At 71.0% G+C, this 26,548-nt stretch carries 25 protein-coding genes; 17 read left to right on the forward strand and 8 right to left on the reverse strand.

Features of this window, described 5'->3' with window-relative positions:
- Positions 1-394: 394 nt before the first annotated feature.
- Together ACZ4VL_RS28095 and ACZ4VL_RS28100 are read right to left on the reverse strand one after the other, a co-directional pair.
- Positions 395-1,537 carry a sensor histidine kinase gene (locus ACZ4VL_RS28095; protein WP_468205156.1) on the reverse strand — a complete coding sequence of 381 codons (1,143 nt, stop codon included), beginning with the start codon at positions 1,535-1,537 and terminating at the stop codon, positions 395-397.
- Positions 1,534-2,187, reverse strand: a complete 654-nt coding sequence (locus ACZ4VL_RS28100; protein WP_468205159.1) for a response regulator — start codon at positions 2,185-2,187, stop codon at positions 1,534-1,536. The genes ACZ4VL_RS28095 and ACZ4VL_RS28100 overlap by 4 nt, the downstream gene beginning before the upstream one ends.
- Before the next feature lie 469 nt (positions 2,188-2,656).
- Here ACZ4VL_RS28100 and ACZ4VL_RS28105 point away from each other — a divergent pair, with 469 nt between their 5' ends.
- Entirely contained in the window at positions 2,657-3,106 is a 450-nt protein-coding gene (locus ACZ4VL_RS28105) for a histidine phosphatase family protein (RefSeq protein WP_468205162.1), read from the forward strand.
- A 329-nt stretch (positions 3,107-3,435) separates the two neighbouring features.
- The gene (locus ACZ4VL_RS28110) at positions 3,436-4,014 is read left to right on the forward strand and encodes a ribosome-inactivating family protein (protein ID WP_468205165.1); all 579 of its coding nucleotides are present in this window, start codon (positions 3,436-3,438) and stop codon (positions 4,012-4,014) included.
- Between the two features lie 117 nt (positions 4,015-4,131).
- Here ACZ4VL_RS28110 and ACZ4VL_RS28115 read toward each other — a convergent pair whose 3' ends face one another.
- The gene (locus ACZ4VL_RS28115; RefSeq protein WP_468205168.1) at positions 4,132-4,431 is read right to left on the reverse strand and encodes a hypothetical protein; all 300 of its coding nucleotides are present in this window, start codon (positions 4,429-4,431) and stop codon (positions 4,132-4,134) included.
- A gap of 329 nt (positions 4,432-4,760) precedes the next feature.
- Here ACZ4VL_RS28115 and ACZ4VL_RS28120 point away from each other — a divergent pair, with 329 nt between their 5' ends.
- The 3 genes from ACZ4VL_RS28120 to ACZ4VL_RS28130 are packed head-to-tail and all read left to right on the forward strand — an operon-like array spanning position 4,761 to position 9,316.
- Complete coding sequence (locus ACZ4VL_RS28120; RefSeq protein WP_468205170.1) at positions 4,761-5,105, forward strand: hypothetical protein; 345 nt, start codon at positions 4,761-4,763, stop codon at positions 5,103-5,105.
- A gap of 3 nt (positions 5,106-5,108) precedes the next feature.
- Entirely contained in the window at positions 5,109-7,892 is a 2,784-nt protein-coding gene (locus tag ACZ4VL_RS28125) for a caspase family protein (protein ID WP_468205172.1), read from the forward strand.
- A complete protein-coding gene (locus tag ACZ4VL_RS28130) occupies positions 7,889-9,316 on the forward strand; it encodes an extracellular solute-binding protein (protein ID WP_468205174.1) in 1,428 nt (475 codons plus the stop codon). Before ACZ4VL_RS28125 ends, ACZ4VL_RS28130 begins: the two co-directional genes overlap by 4 nt.
- A gap of 27 nt (positions 9,317-9,343) precedes the next feature.
- Here the strand turns inward: ACZ4VL_RS28130 and ACZ4VL_RS28135 are convergent, their stop codons facing one another.
- The gene (locus tag ACZ4VL_RS28135; protein ID WP_468205177.1) at positions 9,344-9,943 is read right to left on the reverse strand and encodes a TetR/AcrR family transcriptional regulator; all 600 of its coding nucleotides are present in this window, start codon (positions 9,941-9,943) and stop codon (positions 9,344-9,346) included.
- Positions 9,944-10,024: 81 nt separating this feature from the next.
- Here ACZ4VL_RS28135 and ACZ4VL_RS28140 point away from each other — a divergent pair, with 81 nt between their 5' ends.
- Together ACZ4VL_RS28140 and ACZ4VL_RS28145 are read left to right on the forward strand one after the other, a co-directional pair.
- Positions 10,025-10,720 (forward strand): SDR family NAD(P)-dependent oxidoreductase, encoded by a 696-nt coding sequence (locus ACZ4VL_RS28140; protein WP_468205179.1) that lies wholly within the window; start codon positions 10,025-10,027, stop codon positions 10,718-10,720.
- Between the two features lie 95 nt (positions 10,721-10,815).
- Positions 10,816-11,871: a ligand-gated ion channel gene (locus ACZ4VL_RS28145; RefSeq protein WP_468205182.1), complete on the forward strand. Its 1,056-nt coding sequence runs from the start codon at positions 10,816-10,818 to the stop codon at positions 11,869-11,871.
- 66 nt (positions 11,872-11,937) lie between these two features.
- Here the strand turns inward: ACZ4VL_RS28145 and ACZ4VL_RS28150 are convergent, their stop codons facing one another.
- On the reverse strand, positions 11,938-12,390 hold the full coding sequence (locus tag ACZ4VL_RS28150) for a hypothetical protein (protein WP_468205185.1): 453 nt from the start codon (positions 12,388-12,390) through the stop codon (positions 11,938-11,940).
- 436 nt (positions 12,391-12,826) lie between these two features.
- Here ACZ4VL_RS28150 and ACZ4VL_RS28155 point away from each other — a divergent pair, with 436 nt between their 5' ends.
- Positions 12,827-13,648, forward strand: a complete 822-nt coding sequence (locus tag ACZ4VL_RS28155) for a lipase family protein (protein WP_468205188.1) — start codon at positions 12,827-12,829, stop codon at positions 13,646-13,648.
- A 72-nt stretch (positions 13,649-13,720) separates the two neighbouring features.
- A complete protein-coding gene (locus ACZ4VL_RS28160) occupies positions 13,721-14,314 on the forward strand; it encodes an isochorismatase family protein (protein ID WP_468205190.1) in 594 nt (197 codons plus the stop codon).
- Between the two features lie 57 nt (positions 14,315-14,371).
- On the opposite strand, the gene ACZ4VL_RS28165 is transcribed toward ACZ4VL_RS28160, so the two are convergent.
- Together ACZ4VL_RS28165 and dhaK are read right to left on the reverse strand one after the other, a co-directional pair.
- The gene (locus tag ACZ4VL_RS28165; RefSeq protein ID WP_468205193.1) at positions 14,372-14,800 is read right to left on the reverse strand and encodes a hypothetical protein; all 429 of its coding nucleotides are present in this window, start codon (positions 14,798-14,800) and stop codon (positions 14,372-14,374) included.
- A gap of 163 nt (positions 14,801-14,963) precedes the next feature.
- The gene (gene dhaK / locus ACZ4VL_RS28170) at positions 14,964-15,968 is read right to left on the reverse strand and encodes a dihydroxyacetone kinase subunit DhaK (RefSeq protein WP_468205195.1); all 1,005 of its coding nucleotides are present in this window, start codon (positions 15,966-15,968) and stop codon (positions 14,964-14,966) included.
- Between the two features lie 346 nt (positions 15,969-16,314).
- Between dhaK and ACZ4VL_RS28175 the strand changes: the two genes are divergently transcribed.
- The 4 genes from ACZ4VL_RS28175 (at position 16,315) to ACZ4VL_RS28190 (ending at position 21,583) form a co-directional block, all read left to right on the forward strand.
- A complete protein-coding gene (locus ACZ4VL_RS28175) occupies positions 16,315-17,163 on the forward strand; it encodes an MIP/aquaporin family protein (RefSeq protein ID WP_468205198.1) in 849 nt (282 codons plus the stop codon).
- 94 nt (positions 17,164-17,257) lie between these two features.
- Complete coding sequence (gene glpK / locus ACZ4VL_RS28180; protein WP_468205200.1) at positions 17,258-18,775, forward strand: glycerol kinase GlpK; 1,518 nt, start codon at positions 17,258-17,260, stop codon at positions 18,773-18,775.
- Positions 18,776-18,816: 41 nt separating this feature from the next.
- On the forward strand, positions 18,817-20,529 hold the full coding sequence (locus tag ACZ4VL_RS28185) for a glycerol-3-phosphate dehydrogenase/oxidase (RefSeq protein WP_468205203.1): 1,713 nt from the start codon (positions 18,817-18,819) through the stop codon (positions 20,527-20,529).
- 283 nt (positions 20,530-20,812) lie between these two features.
- Positions 20,813-21,583 (forward strand): hypothetical protein, encoded by a 771-nt coding sequence (locus ACZ4VL_RS28190; protein ID WP_468205205.1) that lies wholly within the window; start codon positions 20,813-20,815, stop codon positions 21,581-21,583.
- 74 nt (positions 21,584-21,657) lie between these two features.
- On the opposite strand, the gene ACZ4VL_RS28195 is transcribed toward ACZ4VL_RS28190, so the two are convergent.
- A complete protein-coding gene (locus tag ACZ4VL_RS28195; RefSeq protein WP_468205207.1) occupies positions 21,658-22,023 on the reverse strand; it encodes a hypothetical protein in 366 nt (121 codons plus the stop codon).
- Between the two features lie 165 nt (positions 22,024-22,188).
- Between ACZ4VL_RS28195 and ACZ4VL_RS28200 the strand changes: the two genes are divergently transcribed.
- The 4 genes from ACZ4VL_RS28200 (at position 22,189) to ACZ4VL_RS28215 (ending at position 26,511) form a co-directional block, all read left to right on the forward strand.
- On the forward strand, positions 22,189-22,695 hold the full coding sequence (locus tag ACZ4VL_RS28200) for a (2Fe-2S)-binding protein (protein WP_468205210.1): 507 nt from the start codon (positions 22,189-22,191) through the stop codon (positions 22,693-22,695).
- Positions 22,692-23,699, forward strand: a complete 1,008-nt coding sequence (locus ACZ4VL_RS28205) for an FAD binding domain-containing protein (protein ID WP_468205213.1) — start codon at positions 22,692-22,694, stop codon at positions 23,697-23,699. The genes ACZ4VL_RS28200 and ACZ4VL_RS28205 overlap by 4 nt, the downstream gene beginning before the upstream one ends.
- Before the next feature lie 58 nt (positions 23,700-23,757).
- Positions 23,758-25,902 carry a xanthine dehydrogenase family protein molybdopterin-binding subunit gene (locus ACZ4VL_RS28210; RefSeq protein ID WP_468205215.1) on the forward strand — a complete coding sequence of 715 codons (2,145 nt, stop codon included), beginning with the start codon at positions 23,758-23,760 and terminating at the stop codon, positions 25,900-25,902.
- Between the two features lie 252 nt (positions 25,903-26,154).
- Positions 26,155-26,511, forward strand: a complete 357-nt coding sequence (locus ACZ4VL_RS28215) for a hypothetical protein (RefSeq protein WP_468205218.1) — start codon at positions 26,155-26,157, stop codon at positions 26,509-26,511.
- Positions 26,512-26,548: the final 37 nt, after the last annotated feature.

Raw genomic sequence — 26,548 nt, forward strand, 5'->3', positions numbered from 1 at the left:
CTTCCCCCCCCAGGCTGTGCAGAGAGACAACACCCCGCGTTTGTACCCCCCCCCCCCCCACCACACCTTTTTTTTTTTTCTTTTTTGGGGGGGGGGGGGGCCGGTTCCCCCCCCCCCCCACACAGCAGTAGTCGGACGCCGTGTGCGGGGAGTTCCCGACCTCCGGAAATCTCTTCGCCCGGGGTCGAAGCCCTCAGGTGCGCCGTCGGAGGACGGCCAGGGCGTCCTCGACGCGGTCGCGGTGCGCCAGTGCGTCTGCGGGGCGGCCCTGGTCGAGGCGCAGGTCGGACCGGCCTGTCCCGAGTCATCGGTTGCCGCAGCGGTCACCGTTCCCCGCGTCCGGCCTGCAGCTCCACCACGTCGACGTGGCCGCGTTCTCGGCCGCCCCCGTCCGCTACCTCCTGTGACCGCGTGAGACCCCGGCGGACGGTGCTACGCCCTCGACCGGTAGCTCCATGCTGAGCTGGTAGCCGCCGTCGTCCGTCGGTCCCGAGGTGACGCTGCCGCCGAGGAGGGCGGCGCGCTGGCTCAGGCCGACCAGCCCGTAGTGGGCGCCGGGCAGCGGCAGCGCGGGCCGGCTCGGCGCGGTGTTGGTGACCGTCACGCGGATGCGGCCGCCCTCGTGGCGCAGGTCGACCTTCGCGGTGGCGCCGGGGGCGTGTTTGCGCGCGTTGGTCAGCGCTTCCTGGATGGTGCGGTACACGGCCCGCTGCACCGTCGGCGGTAGTCCCTCGGGGAGCTGCGAGCTCAGCTCGGTCTCGATGCCGCTGCTGTCGACCAGCTGCTCGATGTCGGCGAGGGAGGGCTGCGGGGTGACTTCCGTGGGCTGGCCCCCGGACGCCCGCAACACGCTGACCATGTGGCGCAGCTCGTCCAGGGTCTGGACGCTGAGCCGCCGGATCGTGGCCGCCGCTTCCTTGACCTCCGCGTCCCGCGTGCCGACCTGGAGTGCACCGGCCCGCACCGCGATCAGGCCGACCTGGTGGGACACCACGTCGTGCATCTCACGCGCGAGCTGCGCACGCTCCTTGGCCAGGACGGCCTGGGCGGTCAGCGTCTGCTCGTGGTCGCGCGCCTCCGAGATCTCCGTCAGGCGTGCCGACAGGTCCCGCCGGGTCTGGACGAGCTGCCCCAGGAAGACCGGGGCGGCCGCTGTGGCCGCCGTGTAGCCGAGCGTGATCAGCGTCGCGGCCCTCGTCAGGTCAAGGGTCGGTGCGAGCAGCGACGGCGTCGACGTCAGGTCACAGAACGTGAAGGCCAGGGCGCAGGCCGCCAGGAGGATGCGGTGGCGGCTGAGCGAGGCGAGGGTGTACAGCGCGACCAGGCAGGCGAAGACGGCGTCCGAGAACAGGACGGCGGGCAGGGTGAGCAGGAAGACCAGGAGGGGCAGGCGACGGCGCAGGAGCAGGGCGAAGGCCGCGGCGAGGCTGCAGGTCATGCGCAGCGGCTCGTCACTGTCCCAGTGCACCCAGACGTCCAGCAGCGCGACCGCCACCACGGCGGCGTCCAGCAACGCGGGCGTACGACGGCTGATCATGGCGTCTCCGTCCCCAGGAGGCCGGCCCGCTGGGCGAGCAGGGCCGCTTGGACACGGCCTCCCACCTCGAGCTTGGTGAGGATGGCGCTGACGTGGTCCTTCACCGTGCCGGTGCCGAGGTGCATCCGTTTGGCGATGTCGGCGTTGGACAGTCCCTCGCCGATCAGCACGAGCACATCGCGTTCCCGGGTGGTCAGCCGTGCGAGGAGGTGCGTATCGGGGGCCTGCACCCCGGCGTTCAGGTAGCCGTCCACCACGGTCCGCGTGACCTTCGACGACAGCACCGTGCCGCCCTCGGCCAGGGAGCGCACCAGGAACGGAAGCTCCTCCGGGTCGGTGTCCTTGAGCAGGAAACCGGCTGCGCCGGAGCGCAGTGCCGTCTCCACGTACTCGTCCATGTCGAAGGTCGTCAGCATGGCCACCACCGGGGGAGCGGTCAGCCGGCGCAGCTCGGCGAGGACCGTGAGTCCGTCCACGTCCGGCATCCGGATGTCCAGGAGCACCAGATCGGGCGCCGTCTCGCGCACCGCCTGCACTGCCCGCCCGCCGGAAACGGCCCCCACGACCTCGATCCCCTCAGCGGCGTCGAGGATGTGCTGGAAGCCCATGCGGATCAACGCCTCGTCGTCCACCACGAGAACCCGGATCACGCGTGCTCCATTCGACATCTGGACCACGGTCCGTTCGTACCACATCGAGGAGTCTTGCGCAGAGGGCCGGCGGCAGAACCAGGACCCACCGCTCAGCAGGCGCCCACCAGCCGATCGGCGGGGGCATTCGGGACATACGGCGGATGGTTGCGGGCGGCAACGGTCGCCGAACCTGAGTGTAGTGCGCGTATCCGGACGCTGGCGCTCCCCGGGACCGACACCGCACTTCGGTGGCTCTGTCGAGGAGCGACGGCGTACGGCCCGTACGCCGCGACCACTCCCGCCACACCGGTCGCCCGGCCGGTATCCGGTAGGGGGCCACGCTCCGGCACCGCGCCGGACGCAGAAGGAGGGCAGCCATATGACGGTCCGCCTGACACTCGTGTGTGCGGCCGTGGGGAGCACCGCCGGCATCTTCGGCGAACGGCCCCAAGGCTCGCGGGCGCCGTACTCGGCGAGCATGGCCGGTGTGTCCCCGACACTCCACTCGTCCCCCTTCCGGGCTCCCTCGAGCCGCTGCGCGACCACCGCCGACGAGCTCGGACTGAAGACCACACCCGAGCCGGCCCTGCGCGATTTCGACTACGGAGAGTGGGGCGGCTGCCGGATAGACGAGATCGCCGCCACCAACCCCTACGGTTTCAGCGCATGGCTCACGGACCCCGACGCCACACCGCACGGAGGGGAATCCGTCCGGCAGCTGTGCCGCAGGACCGCCACGTGGCTGGAAGACCTGCCGGAGGACGAAGAGGACGCCCTGGCCATCACCGAACCGGGCGTCATCCGTGCCACGATCCTGCACGTCCTGTCCGTTCCGGCCACGGCCTTCTGGCACCTCAAGGTGCCTCCCCTGTCCACCGTGACCGTCACCTCGTGCGCCGGCCGCTGGGACGTCGAATTCCACGGCATCTCGCTCTGAACCGTCGGCGGGGCACGGCCCAGCCCCGCCGGCTCGGGGGTCCGGTGGAGTGGGGCCCGCACCCCGGCGGGCAGGTCGTGGTCCGTCCTCTTCGGCAACTTCGACACGCACGGAATCTCGCGCCGATTTCTTAGCATCAGAGGCCAATTATTTACCCTGCCGCCACCAGGACGACTACAAAGGACCGGACCGGACCGATCCGCACCCTGTATGGGGATGACGTCGAAGGCGGTGGATGCAGTGCGCGAATTCAGCAGGATCGAACCGATCGCGGTCAGACCACTACAGGGAGGAACGATTCCCGGCGGCCTTCCCTGATGCGGGCCGCCATGCTGAAACCCGTGTCGTTCTCCCCGGCGCACGCATCAGTGGACGAGTACCAGCTCCTGACCTCGACCATTCGGTCGAGGGCGGAGGATGCACAGGGTTTCTTCGGCGGGGCCTCGCGACAACCGGAGGAAATGGCCTACCTACCTCTGCGCATTCAGCTCCGGGGTTCGTCCGTCGAGCTCTACATCGAGCTCCGCCTCCAGGACGCCCGCATGCGCATCGTCGGATTCCGCAACACCTTGGAGGACGGGCAGGCCCCGCCGGAAGCGTGCGTGCGCCATGTGCGGGACTCCGACGTGCCGCCGGGGATCCGCCGGGCCGAAGTCCTGCCGTTCGCCGGAGGCCGCTCCGACCTGGAGACGGCCGCCGCCGTGCGGCGTTTGGGGATCTTCCTGGGGCGCCAACCGCTGGGTAATGCGGTGGTCTCGCTGCACCGGAACTGCGATCCGAAATGGACCGCACACGGCATGCTCGTCCTCTCGGAAATGATCTGCGAAGCCGCCCGATATCCGGCTTTGGCCGATGTGATGTCACGCATCTGGATGTCCGGCGGAAGTCTTTCCGCCGCGGCATCCTGATCATGAGATCTGCCGTCGTCCTCCATTCTCGCATCGACGGGAGACGCAGAAAGCCCCGCAGTAGCCGGCCGGGCCACTGCGGGGCCGTCAGTTCACGCTCTTCGCGCTCGCTGCGGGTCAGCCCTTGACGGTGGGCACGTTGGGTACGCAGAACAGGCCCTGCAGGTAGCGGAAGGCGATGTGCTGGCCATCCGGGCACCAGCCCTGGTTCGGGTCCTTGTCGAACGGGATGCCGTCGTACACGCCGCGCGTGCAGAACGCCTTGGCGTCGCTGTTGTAGCCGCCGAAGAAGCCGCCGTTCTTGAAGCACTGATCGGCGGTGACGGTGGTCGGGGTGGTGGTGGCCGAGGCGGTCGCCATGGGGGCGATGGCGAGGGCGGCCCCAAGGGCCAGAGTGGCCGAAATACGGTGTCGCATAATCAACTCCTATGTTTCTCGGGCAGGTTCGGCAAAAGCCGCCACTCATGTTTCCCGCTCGCCGACCCGCGGACCACAGGTTCCGACCCCTGTTCCGCCCCCTAAAACGCCACCTCGAACGTGCGGCACCGCCGCAGGAAAGGGCAGCGGCAGGCGCCCGCTCGGCACCGTCGACACGGGGCGCGCGCTCGCCGAGGGTGGAACGGCCGCCCGAGGCGGAGGAGTCCGCCCCGTCACCCGGGACCGGGGCCCGGCCCTTTCGCCGCCGAATGCTCCCCGCGCGCACAACCCGCATGCCATCATGGCACGTTGTGGCTGAGGGGGAGGCTATGGCGAATACCGCTGTCCGCGTACGTCTGACTCAGGGTGCGAGCGAGAGCGACATCGGGGCGCTGAAGGCGTGGCTGGAGCGGGAGCACAAGCTCGAAGCACTGAGGGACGCCGGCTGCCTGGAGATCCGGGAACGGGCGGGGACGGTGGACGGCACCGCCAACCCGATGGGGGCCGGGCTGGAGATCGTGCTGGTGCTGGTCGGAGCAGCCGCACCCAAGCTGTTCGACGAGGTCTACGAGCAGGCGAAGAGCGGGGTGCGCGCGTGGCGGGAGAACCGCCGTGCCGTGGAACGCGGCGAACCCCCGGAGGTCGAGGTCGTGCCCGACGGCGACGGGAGATAGCCGGTGGCGCGCTTCGACCCCCGGGGGAAGGTGAACCGGGCGCTGATCGTCGGAGTACCCGAATACGCCTTCACACAGCCCGAGCACTCCACCGGCGTGCCCGGCGACCTCAAGGCGGTGGAGCTCAACCTGGCCGGGCTGGAGACGTCGCTCCGCGAGGGCGGGGTGTTCGCCGAGGACGGGATCACCGTCGCCCGACCGCGCACCGTGGACGAGTTCGACCGCTGCCTGGGCGCCGCGGTCGACGCGGCCGAAGGGCTGCTCCTGCTCTACTTCTCCGGCCACGGAGCGGTGCCCAGCACGGGTGACGAGCTCTGGCTGCTGATGGGGCGGGCGACCATTGTCCCGGGCGCCGAGTCCGTGTTCCTCGGTGCGGTGCCCTGGAAGAGCGTCCTCACCGTGCTCTCCCGCACGAGGGCGGAGCAGGTGGTCGTCATCCTCGACTGCTGCTACGCGGGCAACGCCTCGTCGGCCTGGGACGCGCTCGACTCCGCGCAACGTCACCGGACCTCCCTGCTGATGAGCGTGCAGGCCAACAACCGCATCGACGCCGGCGACGACGACACGCCCACGCCGTTCACCGGGCAGTTGGTCCGCGTCCTGCGCGACGGCCTGCACGGGCAGGGCGGCGAGGTCGGCTTCGACGAACTCGCCGACCGGCTCAGGGACCACATGTCCGCGCACTACAGGACGCTGCGCGAGCCCCCCGAGCCGTGGGAGCCGCAGAGCCGCTCGGCGTCCGGCGCCGGCGTACTGCTCGCCGCCCCTTCCCCGCAGGTACCGGACGCACCCCCGCCGAGGCCCCTCGGCGGCCCGTACGGGGTCGGCGACGGGGCCACCTCCCCGCAGTCGGCAGCAGCCGCGGGCGGCCCGCGGCCCGCCGGAACCCGCGCCCCAGGCCGCACGCCCAGCCGGCTCGGCTGGCTCCTCGAACGCCGGCTCGGCGGGCTCGGCAAACCCCGCCGGCTCAGGAGGCTCCGCCGACGCAACACGTGCATACGGCCGAGCCGCCGCAGGCTCGGGCCCTTCACCGGGCGGAGACTGGCAGCCGTCGTCGGCGTGCCCTCGGCCATCGCCGGCCTCGTCATCGGCGGCCTCGCCGTCCTCGACGGCGGGAACGGCGCCCCCTGCAAGCCTCCGCTCGAACTCCGGCTGCTCACCGACCCCGAGCTCGAACCGACCGTCCGCAGGGCGGCGGAGGCGTACCTGACGTCGCAGGAGAACATGACGGACGGCGCGTGCAGGCGCAGCGGCATCACCGTCTACAGCGCCGGAGCCGCCGCGGCCGTCGCCGCGTTCAGCCGTCAGTCCGACCCCTGGCAGCGGCCGGCGGGCGACGACAATCCGCAGCGGGACATCGGCCCCCAGCCGGACATCTGGATCCCGGCGGTATCCGCGGACGTGGACCGCGCCCGCCCCGCCACCACCGAGCGGACCTACGTCGAGCTGGGGCCCGACCCGGAGCCGTTCGCGTACTCGCCGCTCGTGCTCGCGGTTCCGCAGAACCTGGCGGCGGAGGCGGTCTCCGAGCGGGTGGGCAGCCTCGCGGCCCTGACCGCCGCGCTGAAGAACCGCGCCGACATACGGCGTACGGACCCGGAGTACACCGACGCCGGCCTGCTCGCGACCGTCGGCCTGTACGGCACGGGACGGCCGGACCCGGCCGCCGCCGAACGCAGCGTGGCCCAGACCGGGCCGCCCTCCCGCACCGGTGCGGACCTGCTGTGCACCCTGCCCGACGACGACGCGGACGGGCGGACCGCCGCCCTGCTGCCGGAGTTCCTGCTCCACACCGGAACCGGCTGCGACAGCATGACCCGGGTGCGGCGGATGGCCGCGTACCCTGCCGACGTCCCCGGCATGAGCCCGACGTTCGTACGGGTGCGCTGGCGGGGTGCGGGTCGGGACGAGGAGGCGCGCAACGATGCCGCGGAGCGCTTCCACGACTGGCTGACCGGGCAGACGGCCGGGAACGGGGCTGCCGTTCGGAAGGGGGAACAGACGTCGGCGCCGGGGGTCCGGGGCGGCCTCGCCGTATTCGGGAGGGACGGATTCCGGAGCCCGTCGGGCAGCCGCCGGCCCCTGGGCAGCGGCATCGTCTTCAGCGACTTCGGCGCACTGGAGAACCCCGGGCAGCTCACCGGCACCGTCCTCCCGTCCGCGATGACCAAGGCGCTGAAGGACTACCGGGAAGCGAACGGGCCCGGACGGGTCCTCTTCCTGCTGGATTCCTCCGGATCGATGGGAGCCCTGTGGGAGGGGCCCGGCGGGGCGCCCGGCATCATCGGGCAGTCCCTCGCCGGGCTCGGTGAACGCGACGAGTACGGCGTCTGGGGCGTGGCGACCGAGCCGGGCGCCGGCCGGGCGTACAGCGAGGTGCTGTCGTTCGGGACGCACGAGCGCGAGCAGGCCCGCCGCACCGTCGACGCCACGGCCAAGGTCAAGGACCGCGAAGCCGACCCGTACCAGGCGCTGGTCGCAGCCCTCGACGACATGGCGCGGCGCGGCCCCGACGACCACCATCCGCAGTTGATCGTCTACATCACGGACGACGAGGACAACGACCGCCTGACCGAGGGCGGCCGACTGGACGTCCTGCTCGCGTCCGCACGGGAGAAGAAGATCCCGGTGGTCATGGCCTCGCTGGACAGCGGCGGCTGCGACAAGGGCAAACCGGACGCCGCCGTCTCCGAGGCGAGCGGCGGCCGCTGTCTGGACACCAGATCCGACCTCGGCGCCCGGCTGAGGGACGAGGTCGCCAGGACCGGAACGGGGGGCGAAGGATGAGGAACGGCCCACGACGGGGCGTCGCGTCCACCGTGGTGCTCCTCGCACTGCTGCTCACCGCCGGATGCGACGGCGGGGGCGACCGACCCGGCGGACCGGCCGGCGGGCAGGCCGGACCGGGGGGTGCGGCCGACGCTCCGGGCGAGATCGTGCTGGCCAGCGGCCGGGACGTGACCGGCAGGGGAGGCATCCGCCAGCAGCTGATCGAGGCGTGGAACGGAGAGCAGGAGCGCAAGGGCTCCGGCTACCGGGCCCGCCTGGTCGAGCTGCCCGGCTCGGCGGACCAGCAGCGGAGCCAGCTGCTCGGGGCACTGCAGTCCGGCAGCGCCGAGTACGACGTGGTCAACCTCGACGTGACCTGGGTGCCGGAGTTCGCCGCCGCGGGTCTCGTCCAGCCGCTCCCCGACGCGCTGGTCGACGCCGACGTCGTCAAGTCCGTCGCCGCCACCGCCCGTTGGAAGGACACGGTGTACGCCGTACCCTTCAACAGCGACGTCGGGCTGCTCTTCTACCGCCGCGACTATCTGAAGAGCGCGGGAATCACGGCCCCCGACCTCGGCAAGGGCACCCGCTGGCCCGTGGTCCAGCAGCTGATCGGCGCCCTCGACGGCGCGGGCAGGAAGCTGCCCGACGCCTACCGGAAGGGCTGGACGGCGCAGCTCGACGCGTCCTACGAAGGCCTGACCGTCAACGGCGTCGAGGCCTTCGCCTCCGCCACCGACGACTTCGCCCTCACCGACGGGGACGGCCGTTACGCCGGTTCCGTGGACGCCCTGAAGACCGGGCTGGACGAGCTGCGCAACCGCACCCAGGCCGCCTACACCCTGCCGGACGCCGTCCACTCCGACGAGGCGGACACCCTCACCGACTTCACGGCCGGCCACACAGCCTTCCTGCGCCACTGGCCGTACGCCTACCGGACCCTCCACCAGTCCCTTTCCGAGGAGCAGCTCGGCGTGGCCCCGCTGCCCGGCAGAGCGGTGCTGGGCGGCCAGAACCTGGCCGTGGCCCGGGGGTCGCAGCGGAGCGCCGCAGCCCGGCAGCTCGTCGAGTTCCTGACCGGCAAGGAGAGCGAACGCTGCTTGCTCGACGCGGGTTTCGCGGCCACCCGGCTCTCCGCGTACGCGGACGACCAGCTGACCTGCAAGACGGCGAGGCCGCCCGGCCAGCCCACCGCCGCCCCGACGGGCGAGCGTACCGACCGGATGCCGCGGGACGCGCACGGCCGTCCCGGCTACGCGCGCGACACCCTGCTGCCCGCACTGGAGAACGCCGTCCAGCGGCCACGGACCCCCCTCTACGGTGCCTTCACCCGGACCTTCGCGGCCGAACTGGCCCGTCTCCAGGGCGACGACCCGCCGTCCGACGCACAGCTCGCCAAGGAGCTCGACACAAGGCTGCGCAAGGCGCTGCCACGAGGATGACCACCCGCTGCCGCGCCACCGGACCGCTCAGTTCGGGCCGGGTTTGAGCAGCTCGTCGACGAGGGTGTCGACGAGGGTGTGCGGGATGCTCGTTCCGGTCAGGGCGTGGTAGACGATCGGGCCGAGGAGGACGTCGATCGTGGCGTCGGGGCCGAGTGGGGGTGCGATCTGGCCGGCGTCGAATGCGCGTGTGAGCATGGCGCGTTCCTGCTCGCGGCGCGGGCCGAGGAAGCGCTCGTGGAAGCGTGCGGCCGTGCCGGGGTCGTGCTGCGCCTCGGCGATGAGTGCGAGCAGGACCTTGCCGGCGGGGTCATGGGTGAGGAAGTGCGCGAAGTCGCGCAGGTAGTCGCGGATGCTCCGTGCGGTGGCCGTGTCCGTCGGGACGGGTAGGCGCTTGCCGCTGTCCTCGATGAGGGTGTCGAGGAGGATCTCGCTCTTCGAGGGCCACCAGCGGTAGATCGTCTGTTTGGCGACGCCGGCGCGGCGCGCGATGGCTTCGATGGTGAGGGCGCGGAAGCCGTGTTCGACGAGCAGATCGTCTGCGGCGTGGAGCACGGCCAGGCGTGCGGCCTCGTCGCGCCGGTTGCCGGAGCGCGGCCTGGGGGTCTCGGGGCTGGTGACGGGCATGCGCGACACGATACCTGGCGGCCGTATTGACTAGACGCAACGTCGCGTCTAATTTGACTCCACCGCAACGAAGGGGGAAACGTGTCCACTGCGCCCAACCGCCAGGCCCTCGTCATCGGCGCATCCCGAGGACTGGGGCTCGTCCTCGCACAGGAACTCGCCCGACGCGGCTGGCACGTCACGGCCACCACGCGCCGGACCGGCGGCGAGCTACAGGCCGGCGCCGATATCGGGAAAGGACGGCTGACGTTCGAACGGCTGGAGATGACGGACGCCGAACAACTGGTCTCTCTGCGCGAGCGCTTGACCGGCCGGCGACTCGACCTGCTCTTCGTCAACGCCGCGATCGACCGCGGCAACCTGCCGATCGATCAGGTCTCCGCCGACATGTTCACCGAGGTCATGATCACCAACGCGCTCAGCCCGTTGAAAGCCCTCGAGGTCCTGCGCACGCTCGTCGCAGCCGGCGGAACCGTCGCCGTCATGTCCTCCGAGCAGGGCAGCATCACGCTCAACACCGAGGACGGCTACGAGCTCTACAAGGCCAGCAAGGCCGCGCTCAACCAGCTGATGCGTAGCTACGCCACCCGTCATGCCGACGACCGGCACACCAAACTGCTCATCGACCCCGGCCACAACCGAACCGCGCTCGGAGGACCCGACGCGCCCCTCACGCCCGAGGAGAGCATCCCGGCAGTCGTCGACGTCCTCGAGGCCCGGGCGGGGGCGCCAGGCCTGCAGTTCCTGGACCGCCACGGCGAAACCGTCCCGTGGTAAGCCCCAGCAGGGTGGCTGTGTGCAATCGGGTGAACATGGGCCCCGAGGCTGTGTGACCGCGGAAAAGCTTCGGATCGCTCCGGTAGTTTGGGTTCATGGGGAAGAGTGACTGGCCGTTCTCGCGCCAATCGCTTTCCTGCCGGAACCGCAGCAATCACATCGGGACTCCGATGTGCCGGAAGCCTGCCGTTCTGTTGCTGTACATCGTCGCGTTGATGGCGGTTTCGGGAATTTACGCCCCCCGGGCGGCGGCTGTGTCCACCTGTCGCATCGGGGCCTACATCACGGACCTGTACGGGCTGGAGGTTTCACCGCGGACCATCGATGCGGACTTCTGGCTCTGGAGCGTGTGTCCGAGTGCTGATCTCGACGCCACCAAGCGCCTGGAATTCGTCAACGCCACGCGTGTGACCCAGAGCGACCGGTCGGTGGAGAAGGTCGGTGGCGAATACTGGTCCCAGGTGAAGGTGTCCGGCACCTTCCGGCAGCATTTCGACCTCAGCGAGTATCCGTTCGACAAGCAGGGCATCCAGATCCTGATCGAGGACTCGGAGTTCAACTCCTCCCAGTTCATCTACGTTCCCGACATCGCGAACTCCGGGTATGATCACAAGATCAGCATCGGCGGGTTCAAGATCAAGGACTTCGATGCGCGGGTGGTGACGCACACCTATCAGACCTCTTTCGGGGACCCGAGGATCGCGCACGGGAAGAACAGCCGGTACAGCCAGTTCTTCATCAGCCTCAAGCTCGCCAGGGATGACGTGGCAGGCTTCGTCAGAGAGTCCTGGCCGGCCTACGTCGCTTTCCTCATCTCTTTCATCTCCTACTGGATCTGGTCGAAAGAACTCATGTCCATCATCGGGGCGCGGTACGGAATTCTCGGCGCGTCACTCTTCAGTGTCGTGGTGAACATGCGCTCCTCGAGCCTGGCAGGGATCCTCTTCGGAGTGACCCTGGTCGACCAGATCCAGTTGACCACCCTGCTTTACACGCTGATCGCCGTGGGCTGCACCACCTACATCGTCTGGAGGTGGTCCGATCACCAAAGAGGCCCCTCGGTGCGACGAGTCAACAATGTCGTGGCCGTGCTGACGACTATCGCTTACCTGAGCGCGAACGCCATCAGTATCGGTTTCGCGATCACGTAGAAATTCTCCGGGCCCGTGCGGCCGCACAGTCCGCTGTGCGCTTCGACGCCGCAGTCGGTGCCGGGCTCACTTCTTGCAGGGGAACGTCACCTGCTCGCTGCGGACGCTCTTCTTCTGGTCCGGCAGGTGGAGCGTGACGTAGCCGGTCACCGCCCTGGCGTTCCTGGGCGCCGGCATGTCGACGACCTGAAGGACGACCTTGGTGGAGGTGCCCGCGCCGAAGGTGAAGGATCCCGGGGAGAGCCGGGCGCGGCTGGTGTTCACGGTCCAGTGGTAGCGGACCGTGCCCGGCCCGCTCGCCGTGACCTTTCCGTCGAAGGCCATGGCCACGGGAGTGCCGTTGCACTCGACGGCCTCCCCCGACTTCAGCAGGGTGACCACTTCGACCTTGGTGACCTTCACCGCCTGCTCGACCCCGCTCGCCCCGGCGGGTCCGGCCGGCGCCGCGTGGGCGGGGGCGAGGGCCACCGAGGAGGCGAGGAGGGGGGCTGCGAGGAGCATGAGGTGTCGACGCCGCATCGTGCTGCCTTCCGGACGAGCAAAGCCCCCGATCTCGGTCCCAGGATATCGGCGGCCCGCCCGGGGGGCTTGCCGGTGACGCGCAGCCAGCCAGTGACCGGGCCGGATCCCGCCGGACGGCCCGCGGGGAGCCGCGGGTGGGGAGCCCGGCCGCACACTCGATCCCATCGCGGACCTCACCGGAGCGCTTCGCCGTGCGCCGGGCGATCGGCGCGGGTCATTGCGGCCGGTGGTGGGCCGTGCGGGTGGCGGGGGATCGTTCCTGCCGTCGGGGCGTGGTGGCGTCGGGGGCGGGACCGGGCGGGAGGGTGGCAGTGTCGCGACGGACTGCTCCCGCCCCTGCCCGCTGTAGTCCCGGGGATGTCCGCGCGCGGCTCCCTCGCCTTGCCGGCCCCCGTGCAGGAACGGCGGACCCATCGACGGAAAGGCCAATGCCGTGTCTGCACCGACCGGGATCGACCACAACGCCCGCGAGCACAGCCCGAACCTGGCGTACGGCATGGTGAAGGCAGCCGCGCTGGCCTACAAGGACGAGGCGACCGTGGCGGCCACCGCGCGCGAGTGGGGTTTCGACCGGGTGCGCCATCACCACACCCGCTTCACCCCGCCGTTCCCGCTGGAGGACACCCAGGCGTACACGATCGCCAGCGACAAGATGATCATCACCGGGTTCCGGGGAACCGAGCCCGCGCAGATCCGAGACTGGCTCTCCGACGGCACCACCCCTCCGAGCCCCGGCCCCGCCGGCACCGGGTACGTCCACTACGGCTTCGGCCAGGCCCTCGACTCCATCTTCCCCACCGTCAAGGAAGCACTCGCCGACTTCCGCGACAACGACCAGAGCGTGTGGTTCACCGGTCACAGCCTCGGCGGGGCCCTCGCGATGCTCGCCGGCTGCCGCATCTACCTCGAGGCCCCCCACCTGCAGGCCGACGGAATCTACACCTACGGCCAGCCCCGCACCTGCGACCGGCTCCTGGCGGCCTCCTGCAACAAGGGCTTCAAGGACCGCCTGCACCGCTACGTCAACAACAACGACATCGTCCCCCACCTCCCGCCGGAACCTGCCTACACCCACGTCAACACGTTGCACTACATCGACTCCGCCGGCCGCATCCGTACCTCCATGCCCCTCCTCAGCGCGCTCGGCGACCACGTGAAGGGCGCCACGGCCGACCTCCTGGCCCCCGCGAGCGACGCGCTGCGCGACCACCCCGTCAAGCAGTACGTGGCCGCGATGGAGAAGAACCTCATCTAGTTCGTCGGCAGCGGTGACGGGGAAGAGCCGGTGCCTGCTGGCCGGCACCACGCGACAGAGAGGAGACGAGCCGTGCGACGTGGGCTGATCGTGGTGGACGTACAAAAGGACTTCTGTGAGGGCGGCAGCGTCCCGGTGAAGGGAGGAGCGGACCGCGCGGCGGCCATCGCCGACCTGGTGCGGCGGTCGGCGGGCAGCGCGTACGCGCATGTCGTCGCGACCCGCGACCACCACATCGACCCGGGCGGGCACTTCTCCGACCGTCCGGACTACTCGACTTCGTTCCCGGTCCACTGCGTGGTCGGAAGCGAGGGCGGCGACTTCCACCCCGACTTCGCGCCCGTCACCGCGGACGGCACCGTCGACGAGGTGTTCTACAAGGGCGCTCACTCGGCCTCGAAGAGCGGCTTCGAAGGCTCGACCGAGGACGGAACCCCGCTCGCCGACTGGCTGCACGACCGCAGGATCGCAGCGGTCGACGTCGTGGGCATCGCCACCGACCACTGCGTGAAGGCCACCGCCCTGGACGGCATCCGTGCCGGTTTCGCCGTGCGCGTCCTGCTCGACTACACCGCCGGAGTCGCTCCCGACACCACCCGGGCGGCCGTCGACGAGATGAAGCACGCGGGCGTGCACCTGACCGGCCACCCGGTCGTGCTCTCCTGACGTGCGAGATCGGCTGCGCGGCAGCCTCGGATCGAGGCTCGGCCGGCGAAAGGGGTGTCAAGGGGTGTAGTAGGGGTTGTGGTACGTCGCCCGGTCGCACTCGTCGCTGCCCCACCACCGGTGGTGGCACACCCACACGTCGATCGACCGGATGTAGGACGCGGACACGTGGGTCGGGTCCGTCCAGGCCGTGGTCCTGCACTCGTCCGCGTAGCGCTTCTCGCCGGTGCCCTGGCTGCTCGTGTCCGGGTTCCACACGATCTGCCAGTACGAGCGGTGGCCATCCCCGCAGGTGTCGCCCAGCGACGACGTGGGGATCGTCAGGGAGCCGCGTGACTGCCAGTACGCCTTCGCGCTGAGTTGACCGTAGGGGCTGGTGCGCGAGATGTCGGTGGTGACGGCCTGCTGTGTCGGGGCGGCCGGCACGGCGGGCAGGGCGAGTGCGGCGAGCGCGGCGCAGGCCACCGTGAGTTGGCGGGAGTGCATGGGGAACCCCCGATCGTCCTCGTATCCGAACGGCGGAACGGCGTGACACGGATGCCGGCCGGCACCCCAGGCCCTCCTCCGCCTGGCGGTGCGGAGACGGAACCGGGTCCGGGAGGGTGGCCGCGCCGCCCACGACGAGCCGTCTGCCGCGAGCTGTTCAAGGTCAGCGGCCCCAGCGCAGAGCTGCCGTCTGCACCGGTGCGTCCCACAGCCGTAGCAGCTCCTCGTCGGCCCGGCACAGCGTCACCGAGCACCCCGCCATGTCCAGTGAGGTGACGTAGTTCCCCACGAGGGTCCGGGCCACGGTGACGCTCCGAGCCGCCAGCACCCGCGCCACCTCCGCGTGGAAGCCGTACAGCTCCAGGAGCGGCGTCGCGCCCATGCCGTTCACCAGGGCCAGCACCGGCCCGTCAACCGGGGCCGCATGCGCCATGTCGTCCAGCACGGCGCCCACCGCGACCTCCGCGATCTCCCCTGCGGGCATCATCGGGTTCCGCTTGCGGCCCGGCTCGCCGTGGATCCCGATTCCCAGCTCGAGCTCACCGTCCGGCAGGTCGAAGGTGGGACTGCCCTTGGCGGGGGTGGTGCAGGCCGTCAGCGCCACGCCGAAGCTGGCGCAGGCCTCGTTGACCCGCCGGGCGACCGCGGCGACCTGCTCGAGCGGCGCCCCCTCCTCCGCCGCCGCACCGGCGATCTTCTCGACGAAGAGCGTGCCCCCTGTGCCGCGACGCCCATCGGTGTAGAGGCTGTCGGTCACCGCGACGTCGTCGTTGACCAGCACCTGCTCGACCCGGATGCCGTCCTCCTCGGCGAGCTCGGCCGCCATGTTGAAGTTCAGTACGTCTCCGGTGTAGTTCTTGACGACGAACAGGACTCCCTGGCCGGAGTCAACGGCCTTGGCCGCCCCCGCCATCTGGTCGGGCACGGGGGAAGTGAACACCTCGCCCGGACAGGCGGCGGACAGCATTCCGGGTCCGACGAAGCCTGCGTGCAAGGGCTCGTGGCCGGAACCGCCACCGGAGACCAGACCGACCCGACCACCCTGCCGCGCGTCCCGGCGTACGACGATCCGGGCCTCGGTGTCCACGTCCAGGTCCGGGTGGGCCGCGGCCAGCCCGCGCAGGGCGTCCGCGACCACGGTCTGCGGACTGTTGATCAGCATTTTCATCGTGTGCCTCCCGGTCGGAACCGGTGTGTGAGCAGCCCGGCCCATTCACGGAGCACGGAGCACGGAGCGCGGAGCACGAAGCAAGGAGCAGGGGCACCGGGCACTGAGCGCCGGGCAGGCCCGTCAGTGAGGGCGCGCCATACGAACAGTGTGCTGCCATGCCGAGGACATCGGCGAGAACTCGGGCGACGACCCGAGGAAGGAGCGAGGTGCCGGGGCGGGCGGGCACCGGCCCGTGCAGGGCGGATCGGTTCCTGTTTCCGGTCCGGCCGACCCGCCTTACGCTGAAGCGGGGGCTCGGGGCAGTCGAATGCCGATCTACGGGTCGGCGGGAAGCGGGAACCCCATGAGTGAGCGGCTCAAAGCATCAGGGCTGGTCGGGGAACTCTCAGCCGAGTTCGCCGGCACCATGATCCTCATCCTGTTCGGCTGTGGTGTCGTGGCCCAGGTGGTGGCCGGCGGAGCCCTGACGGACCCCGCGGGCGGGCTCGGAAACCACGACAGCATCGCCTGGGCCTGGGGCCTCGGCGTGACCCTGGGCGTCTATGTCGCGGCAAGGCTGAGCGGCGCCCACCTCAATCCTGCGGTGACCGTGGCCCTGGCCGCCTTCAAGGGCTTCCCGTGGAGCAGGGTGGCGCCCTACGCGCTGGCCCAGGTCGCCGGAGCCTTCGTCGCCGCCCTGATCGTCCGCTGGAACTACTCCGAGGCGTTGGCCAAGGCCGACCCCGGCCACACCATCAAGACGCAGGGCGTCTTCTCCACGCTCCCGGCCAACGGGAACCCGAACCTGCCGGTGACAGAGTGGGGCGCACTGCGCGACCAGATCATCGGCACCGCGCTCCTGCTCCTGCTGATCTTCGCGGTCACGGACCTGCTGGGCACGCCGCCCGGAGCCAACCTGGCCCCGTTCATCGTCGGCCTGATCGTCGTCGCGATCGGCATGGCATGGGGCACCAACGCCGGGTACGCGATCAACCCGGCCCGTGACCTAGGCCCCCGTCTCGCCAGCTTCATCACCGGCTACGGCACGGCATGGAGAGATCAGTACGGCAACTTCTACTTCTGGGTGCCGATCATCGGCCCGTTCATCGGTGGTCTGCTGGGGGCGGCCATCTACAAGTTGCTCATCGGCAGGTTCCTGCCGACCGCCGAACCGGAGCCTCCCGGACGCGTACCGGCACCGGAAGAGAGCTGACTGAGCCGCGGCCACCGCGGCGCAGGACACCACACCTCCCGTCCCGGACCGGACGACAGCCCCGCACACGGCATCCCAAAGGAGGCGGCACCCCATGGCTGACTTCGTCGGCGCAGTGGACCAGGGGACCACGAGCACCCGTTTCATGATCTTCGACCACGACGGCAACGAGGTGGCGCGGCACCAGCTGGAGCACTCCCAGATCCTTCCGCGATCGGGGTGGGTCGAACACGACCCCGTGGAGATATGGGAACGCACCAACTCGGTGATCCAGAACGCGCTCCGGCACGGAAACCTCGACGCCTCCGACCTGGCGGCCGTCGGCATCACCAACCAGCGCGAGACGACCGTCGTCTGGGACCCCCGCACGGGACGCCCGTACTACAACGCCATCGTCTGGCAGGACACCCGCACCGACTCCATCGCCGCCGCCCTCGAGCGCGGCGGCCAGGGCGACGTCATCCGCCGCAAGGCGGGGCTGCCGCCGGCCACGTACTTCTCGGGCGGCAAGATCCAATGGATCCTCGAGAACGTCGACGGCGTGCGGGAGGCCGCCGAGCAGGGCCACGCCCTCTTCGGCAACACCGACTGCTGGGTGCTGTGGAACCTGACCGGTGGCCCCGATGGCGGCGTCCACGCCACCGACGTCACCAACGCCAGCCGCACGATGCTCATGGATCTGGAGACCCTCGACTGGGACGACGAGCTGCTCGGCTTCTTCGGCGTACCCCGGGCCATGCTGCCCACCATCAACCCGTCCTCCCACCCGGAGGCGTACGGGCGCACCCGCACCTCCCGCCCGCTGCGCGAAGCCATCCCGATCACCGGTGTCCTCGGCGACCAGCAGGCGGCCACCGTCGGCCAGGTCTGCTACGCGCCCGGCGAGGCGAAGAACACCTACGGAACCGGCAACTTCCTGGTGCTCAACACCGGGACGGAACTGGTCCGTTCGCAACACGGCCTGCTGACCACCGTGGCGTACCAGTTCGGCGACAGCCCGGCGGTCTACGCCCTCGAAGGATCCATCGCGGTCACGGGCTCCGCCGTGCAGTGGCTGCGCGACCAGCTGAAGATCATCAGCGATGCCGCCGAGAGCGAGCGCCTGGCGAGCACCGTCGAGGACAGCGGCGGCATCTACTTCGTCCCGGCCTTCTCCGGCCTGTTCGCCCCCTACTGGCGTTCCGACGCCCGCGGCGCGATCGTCGGCCTGGCCCGCTACCACGACAACGGCCACCTGGCCCGGGCCACCCTGGAAGCCATCTGCTACCAGACCCGCGACGTGGTGGAAGCCATGGAACAGGACTCCGGCGTCCACCTCGACGTGCTCAAGGTGGACGGGGGAGTCACGGCCAACGACCTCTGCATGCAGACCCAGGCCGACGTCCTCGGCGTACCGGTCAGCCGTCCCGTCGTCGCCGAGACGACCGCGCTCGGCGCCGCCTACGCGGCCGGCCTGGCCACCGGCTTCTGGCGGGACACGGACGAACTGCGCACCCACTGGCAGGAGTCGAAGCGCTGGGCCCCCCAATGGCCGGAGGAACGACGCAGGGAAGGGTACGAGGGCTGGAAGCGGGCGGTGGAGCGGACCCTCGACTGGGCCAAGGTCGAATAGCTGCAGCCGCCTCGCCCACGGCACAGAGGAGGAGAGTGACCATGGTCGATCCGGTGGCCCTGTCACCCCGAGCCCGCACACGGGCCCTCGCCGCCATGGGGAAGGGCGAACTCGACATCCTCGTCGTCGGAGGCGGCGTCGTCGGCAGCGGCACAGCCCTGGACGCCGCCACCCGGGGCCTGAGCGTCGGACTCGTCGAAGCCCGCGACTGGGCTTCGGGCACGTCCAGCCGCTCCAGCAAACTCATCCACGGCGGGCTGCGCTACCTGGAGATGCTCGACTTCCGCCTCGTCGCCGAAGCCCTCAAGGAAAGGGGCCTTCTGCTCCGGTTCCTCGCCCCGCACCTGGTACGCCCGGTCCCGTTCCTCTACCCCCTGCAACACCGCGTCGCCGAGCGCTGGTACGTCGGCAGCGGTGTGCTGCTGTACGACGCGATGGCCCGGGCCTCCGGCACCTCCGGAGGCCTGCCCCACCACCGCCACCTGAGCAGGCACGCGGCCCTGCGCGAGGCGCCCGCCCTGCGCTCCGACGCCCTGGTGGGCGCCATCCAGTACTGGGACGCCCAGGTCGACGATGCCCGGCACACCCTGTTCCTCACCCGTACGGCCGCCTCGTACGGGGCGCTGGCCGCGAACCGCACCCGCGTCAGCCGCTTCCTGCGCCAGGGCGAGCGCGTGGTCGGCGCCGTCATCACGGACCTGGAGAGCGGCGACGAGACGGAGGTCCGGGCCAAACAGGTCATCAACGCGACCGGGGTGTGGACGGACGACACCCAGGCCATGGCCGGCACCCGCGGTCAGTTCCACGTCCGCGCCTCCAAGGGCGTCCACCTGCTCGTTCCCCGTGACCGCATCAACTCCCGCACCGGTCTGATCCTGCGCACCGAGAAGAGCGTGCTCTTCGTCATCCCCTGGGGCCGGCACTGGATCATCGGGACCACCGACACCGACTGGACGCTGGACAAGGCCCACCCCGCCCTCAGCTCCAAGGACGTCACCTACCTGCTGGAACACGTCAACAGCGTCCTGGCCACCCCCCTGGTCCCCGAGGACGTCGAGGGCGTCTACGCGGGCCTGCGCCCCCTGCTGTCCGGCGAGGCGGCGGAGACCAGCAAGCTGTCCCGGGAGCACCTCGTCGCCCATCCGGTGCCCGGGCTCGTCGTGGTGGCGGGCGGCAAATACACCACGTACCGGGTCATGGCCCAGCACGCCGTCGACGAGGCTGCCCGGGCGCTGGACGAGAAGGTCCCCGACTGCGTCACGCACCGCGTTCCGCTGCTGGGCGCCGACGGCTACCCGGCGCTGTGGAACTCCCGGCACCGGCTCGCCGAGCGCTCCGGGCTCCATGTCGCCCGTATCGAGCACCTCCTGAACCGCTACGGCTCCCTGGCGCCCGAACTGCTCGCCCTGGTGGCGGCCGACCCCTCGCTCGGCGAGGCACTGCCGAGCTCCGACGACTACCTGAGGGTCGAGGCCGTCTACGCGGTGACCCACGAGGCGGCCCGCCACTTGGAGGACGTGCTCGCCCGACGCACCCGGATCTCCATCGAGTCCTGGGACCGCGGGGTGGACGCGGCGCCGACCGTGGCCCGGATGATGGCGCCCCACCTGGGATGGGACCGGGCGCACCAGGACCGCGAGGTCGACCACTACCTGAAGCGCGTGGCCGCGGAGCGCGAGGCCCAGCAGCAACCGGACGACCGGACCGCCGACGCCGTCCGGCTCGGCGCCCCCGACATCATCCCGGTGAACTGACTACCCGGTCCGCACCGGGCTCCTACCGGGTGCGATCACGCTGCCCGCCGACAGCGAGCGGCCGCACTCCGCTCGCAACGTGGCACGGCCGGACGGCGTCGCGACGGCCGAGGAGCGCCGCCGTGCCCGCCAGCAGATCCCGGCGTCCACGGCCGGGTCGGGGCGCAACCGGCACGACCGGGTACGAGCGGGAACCTCTCACCTCGTCCGCCCGTCATCTTCTAGGGGCTGCCGCAGACTTGATGCCCCAACAGCTCTTCACCACCGAGGTACGAGGAGATCCATGGTCGACACGGTCAACTCACTGGCCACCCGTTTTCACGAAGTGCTGGTGGAGATCCTGGCCAAGGGACCCGCCGTGGCGGGTACCAGGGGCCTCCACGACGTCGTCGCGCGTGCCACGGCGCTCGGACCCGACGGCGCGTGGCTCGCCGCTGCGGGCCGTGCGAGCCTCGCCGGGCTGGCGTGCGCACAGGGGCAGGCGGACGTGGCCATCCTCCACCTGGAGGCCGCGGTGTCGGGCGGCTTCAACGACTGCGTGGCGCTCCACATCCCCCTCATCCGCCCGCTGCACCAGGACCCCCGCTTCCAAGCCCTGTACCAGCGGATACGCATCACCCAGGCCGACCTCGAAGAGTTCTACTGGCTGCACCAGGAAATGCAGATCATGATCAGGGACGCGCAGCAAGCGAGCGTGGACAACATCGGCCGCCTCGACACCGGGGTGTCGCTGCTCCCGCAGGCCCCCATGCCGACCCGCGAACCGGACACCCTCGGCGTCCTGATCACCCGCATCGAACTCGCCGCGACCCAGACCGCACTCCAACAGGCGGCCCTGAAGGCGGACTTCCAGCGCAGTTCCGGCAACACCAGCCTCAGCCTCATCGACGACTCGTGGGACTACGCCCGCGCCAGGCGCGATGCCTGGTATGCCGACGACCTGGATTCCCAGCGCCTGCGGGCCGCCGCGGCCCGGGCTTTCGTCGAACGCCCCGGCGCCGGCACCACGCTCATGCCCTGCCCCCCGCTGGGCTCGATCGCCTACCCGGGCTGAGTAGGGCCGCCGCACCGGCTCGGCGGCCGGTCCACCACGCCCCCGCCGGCCGCGGGGGGCGTGGTGGCGGACACTCAGGCTCGGGTCAGTCCGTCTTCTCCGAGACCGTCGAGAACGAACCCGTTCTCGAAGCGCACCCTGTATCTGATCTGAGAGCCGACTCCGGCGTCGTACGCCCCGTGCCCGACGACCTGCTGACGGAGTTGCTCGACGAGGCCGGCCGCGAAGCCCTGCAACTGGGCCTGGCGGACCTGCTGATCGAACATCGCGGCCTGCTCCTGCGCGAAGCTGCTGGCTGCCTGTGCCGCGCCCGTGACGACGCCCTCCAATCCCTCGCCCAGGAACAGCGGACCTGGCAAGCCGATCCTGACCGGGGTGTCGTTCGCGGTGATCTGCACATCCCGGGTCAGCCTCACCTTGGCGCCGATCTCGTACGGCATGGGTGTACCCCCCTCGTTCGATCTTGGCCGTGACCCTGGCAAGCGTAGGGGAGATGCCCCGGAAGGAAAGGGCTTCCGGCAAGATCACGAGCCCCGGGGAGCCCGTAGGCATACCGTAGGGATGGGGGGCGGCAGAGTGGGCAGACGCGCCCCCGGAGGTAGGGCATGAGCGGAGGCGACGGCTTCACCTCGGACGTGGTGCTCCACGTCAACGGCGAGACGCACACCCTGCACGTGGACCACAGGGTGACGCTCCTCGATGCGCTCCGTGAGCACCTCGGGCTCACCGGGGCGAAGAAGGGCTGTGACCACGGGCAGTGCGGGGCGTGCACCGTACTGCTGGACGGGAGGCGTGTCGACAGCTGCCTGGTGCTCGCCGCCGCGGTGGACGGGGCGCAGGTGACGACCGTCGAGGGACTGGCCACCGAGGGGCGGCTCCACCCCCTGCAGGAGGCTTTCCTGGCCCGGGACGCCTTCCAGTGCGGGTACTGCACCCCGGGACAGCTGTGCTCGGCCGTCGGCATGCTGTCCGAAGGCGCCCGGGACGGCGAAGACGCCCGGGAACCGTCGCGGTGGGACCGGGCCGAGATCGCGGAACGCATGAGCGGCAACCTGTGCCGCTGCGGGGCCTACCCCCGGATCATCGACGCCGTCCGGGACGTGATCGCATGAAGGCGTTCGGGTACGTCCGCCCCGCCGATCTCGCCGGTGCGATCGAGGCGCACGGCGGCCGGCCGGGCTCCGCCTACCTGGCCGGCGGCACCAACCTCGTGGACCTGATGAAGCTGGGCGTGGCGGAGCCGGACACCGTCGTGGACGTGAGCCGGCTCCTCGACAGCAGCGTGACGCGGACCTCCGACGGCGGGCTGCGGATCGGTGCCGGCGTCCGCAACGCCGATCTGGCCGCCCACCCGCTCGTCGGCGGGTGCCCCGTCGTGGCCCAGGCCCTGCTGTCCGGGGCCTCCGCCCAGATACGCAACATGGCGACCACGGGCGGCAACCTCCTCCAGCGCACCCGCTGCCCCTACTTCCAGGACACCGCCAAACCCTGCAACAAACGCCGCCCGGGAAGCGGCTGCGGCGCCCTCGACGGCATCACCCGGGACCACGCCGTCCTCGGCCACTCCCCGTCCTGCGTCGCCACCCATCCCTCCGACTTCGCCGTGGCACTGACCGCCGTCGACGCCGCGGTCGAACTCCTCGGTCCGGCCGACGGGGGGACCCGGACCGTTCCCGTCGGCGACTTCATCAGGCTGCCCGGCGACCGGCCGGAGCGGGACACCCTGCTGGAGCCGGGCGAGCTCCTGACCGCCGTCCTGCTCCCGGCCGGAGCCTTCGGCGTGCCGTCGCGGTACCGCAAGGTGCGCGACCGGGCGTCGTACGCCTTCGCCCTGGTCTCGGTCGCCGCCGTCCTGGAGCTGTCGCAGGGGCGCGTGCGGCGCGTGGCGCTGGCCTTCGGCGGGCTCGCCCACCGCCCCTGGCGGGCCCGCACGACCGAAGAGCTCCTGCTGGGCGAGGAACCCGCTCCGGGTGTCCTGCGCACCGCGGTGGAGGCCGAGCTGAGCAGAGCACGTCCACGGTCCGACAACGCGTTCAAGGTGGAGCTGGCGCGCAACCTGGCCTGCGAGGTGCTCGACGGCCTCGTCTCGGCCTCCGTCTCCACCGGGCCCACGTGATCGGTGGGCTGCGAGGCGCCACCGGGCGGACGAAGCAACGGGAGCGACGGGAGCGATCATGAAAGCGGGATTCCCCTCCACCGCGCAGGCCCCGGCGCAGGCCCCCGTGCAGACCACCGCGCCGGGGCGGCGCGCCGTCCGGCGGGAGGGGCCCGAGAAGGTCACCGGTCGCGCCCGATACGCCGCCGACCACACGCCGCCCGGCTGCCTCCACGCCTGCCCGGTCCCCGCCACCGTCGGCCCGGGCCGGGTGCTGACCGTCGACACCGCCGCAGCCCTCGACGTGCCGGGCGCCGTCACCGTCCTCACCCCCTTCGACGCGCCGCGGCTGGGAGCCGCCGACGACCCGACGCTGCTGGTGCTCCAAGGACCGCAGGTCCCGCACCGCGGCTGGTACGTGGCCCTGGCCGTCGCCGAGAAACCCGAGGCGGCCCAGGCATGCGCCGACGCCGTCCGCATCGCGTACGAGACCACCGGCTTCGACGTCACGCTGCGCGAGGAGCACCCGGGCGCCTACACGCCCGACCAGGTCAACGGCGGGTATCCGGCCGTCCGGTCGAAGGGCGACGCCACCGCCGCCTTCCGCACGGCCCCCGTCCGCGTCGACTGCCGGTACGCGGTCCCGCCGCTGCACAACCACCCCATGGAACCGCACGCCGCGACCGCCCACTGGGACCAGGATGCGGAGCACCTGACCGTGTACGACTCCAGCCAGGGGTCGACGATGGTCCGCACCGTTCTGGCCTCCCTGTTCGACCTGCCGGAAGAGCGCATCACCGTCGACTCGGCTCACGTCGGAGGCGGCTTCGGTGCCAAGGGCACCCCGCGGCCGCACGTCGTGCTCGCCGTGATGGCCTCCCTGCGCACCGGGCGTCCCGTCAAACTCGCGCTCCCACGCCGTCACATGGCCGCGGTGGTCGGCCATCGGGCGGCCACGCTGCACCGGCTGCGGCTGGGGGCGCGCGAGGACGGCACCCTCACGGCAGTGGCCCACGAGGTGACCACCCACACCTCCCGGGTACGCGAGTTCGTCGAGCAGGCCGCCGTCCCCGCCCGCGTCATGTACGCCGCGCCGGCGCTCCTCACGGCGCACGAGGTCGTACCACTGGACGTGCCCACCCCGTCCTGGATGCGGGCCCCCGGAGAGGCTCCGGGCATGTACGCGCTGGAGTCGGCCATGGACGAACTCGCGGACGCCCTGAAAATGGACCCCGTCGCCCTGCGCATCCGCAACGAACCGCAGGCCGAACCCGACAGCGGCCGCCCCTTCAGCAGCCGCGGCCTCGTGGAGTGCCTCCGGGCGGGCGCCGCCCGGTTCGGCTGGCCCGCGTGCCGGGCGCCCCGGCGGGAGGGCAGCCTGCTCATCGGAGCCGGCGTCGCCGCGTCGACGTACCCGGTGTGGGCGGCCGCTTCGTCGGCGAGGGCACATGCCCGGGCCGACGGCACCTATCTGGTCGAGGTCAATGCCACGGACATCGGCACGGGCGCGCGGACCGTGCTCGGTGACATCGCCGCCGAGACCCTCGGCGTGGCGCCGGAGCGGGTCGCCGTGGCGATCGGCAACACGGGACTGCCCGCCGCCTCGCTGGCCGGGGGCTCATCGGGGACGGGGTCCTGGGGCTGGGCCGTCCACGACGCGTGCGTGGCCCTGGCCGCGTCGGTGGCACGGCACGGCGGTGCCGTCCCGGACGGCGGGCTGACGGTCTCCGCGGACACCACGGCGTCGGCGAAGCAGCGCTCACCCTACGCACGGCATGCCTTCGGGGCGCAGTTCGCCGAGGTCCGGGTGGACACGGTGACCGGCGAGGTACGGGTGGCCCGGATGCTCGGCGTGTTCGCCGCGGGGCGGATCCTCAACCCCGACACCGCACGCTCCCAGCTCGTCGGGGGCATGGTGATGGGCCTGGGCATGGCCTTGACGGAGGGCAGTGCCCTCGACCCCGGGTTCGGGGACTTCACGGCCGTCGACCTGGCCTCGTACCACGTACCCGTGCACGCGGACGTACCGGATGTCCAGGTCGACTGGCTCGACGAACACGACAAGCACCTCAACCCCATGGGCAGCAAGGGCATCGGCGAGATCGGCATCGTGGGCACGGCCGCGGCGGTCGGCAATGCCGTGGCCCGGGCGACCGGACGCCGGATCCGGACCCTTCCCCTCACCCCGGACCGGGTGCTCACCGCCCTGTCCTGCGGGCCCTGAACCCGCCACGGTCACCCCGGCGGCGCCGAGCCCGGACCCCACCGGCCACCCTGCGAGTTCAATGCGCCGCCGCACGGTCTCGCCCTGCTCATCGCACAGTCCGGTCGCGCAGCTCACCGCGGCTTGCGACCGCATCGAAATCCGCGCACTGATCGTCAAGGAAGCCTGCGCTGGACGCACAGCAAGCGGACAGTCGGGCTCATAGGCTCGCCGGTGTTCGACCAACTTCATCCATAAGATGGGAGAAACACCGTGAAGAAGAGGTTTGCCCAGATAGTCATGACGGCGACCGCTGTGGCAGCCTTCGGGCTCGTCACCGCCGGCCCCGCGAGCGCGGCGACGGCCTCGTGTTCGAGCTCGGGCGGGACGGTTTGCGTCAGCTCCGGCATCCCGGCCAATGGCGACCACCAGGTCTGCTTCGGCGGGAAGCACAACGCCCTGGCCGCCTGGGGGCGCGCCGAACTCTGGGACGGCGACACCGGCGTGATGGTCGGCTCCATCGCGACCAACGGCTTCCGCTGGCAGCAGGCCTGCACCGGCGGACTGTACGGGCAGAACTACTACCTGAAGGGCACGGGCGGCTTCTTCTACGGCGAGGTCTGGAACTGACCCGTCCTCGGCCGTTGAGGCCGGCCACGTGACGACG

The organism is Streptomyces sp. NPDC029014 (genome assembly GCF_055564695.1).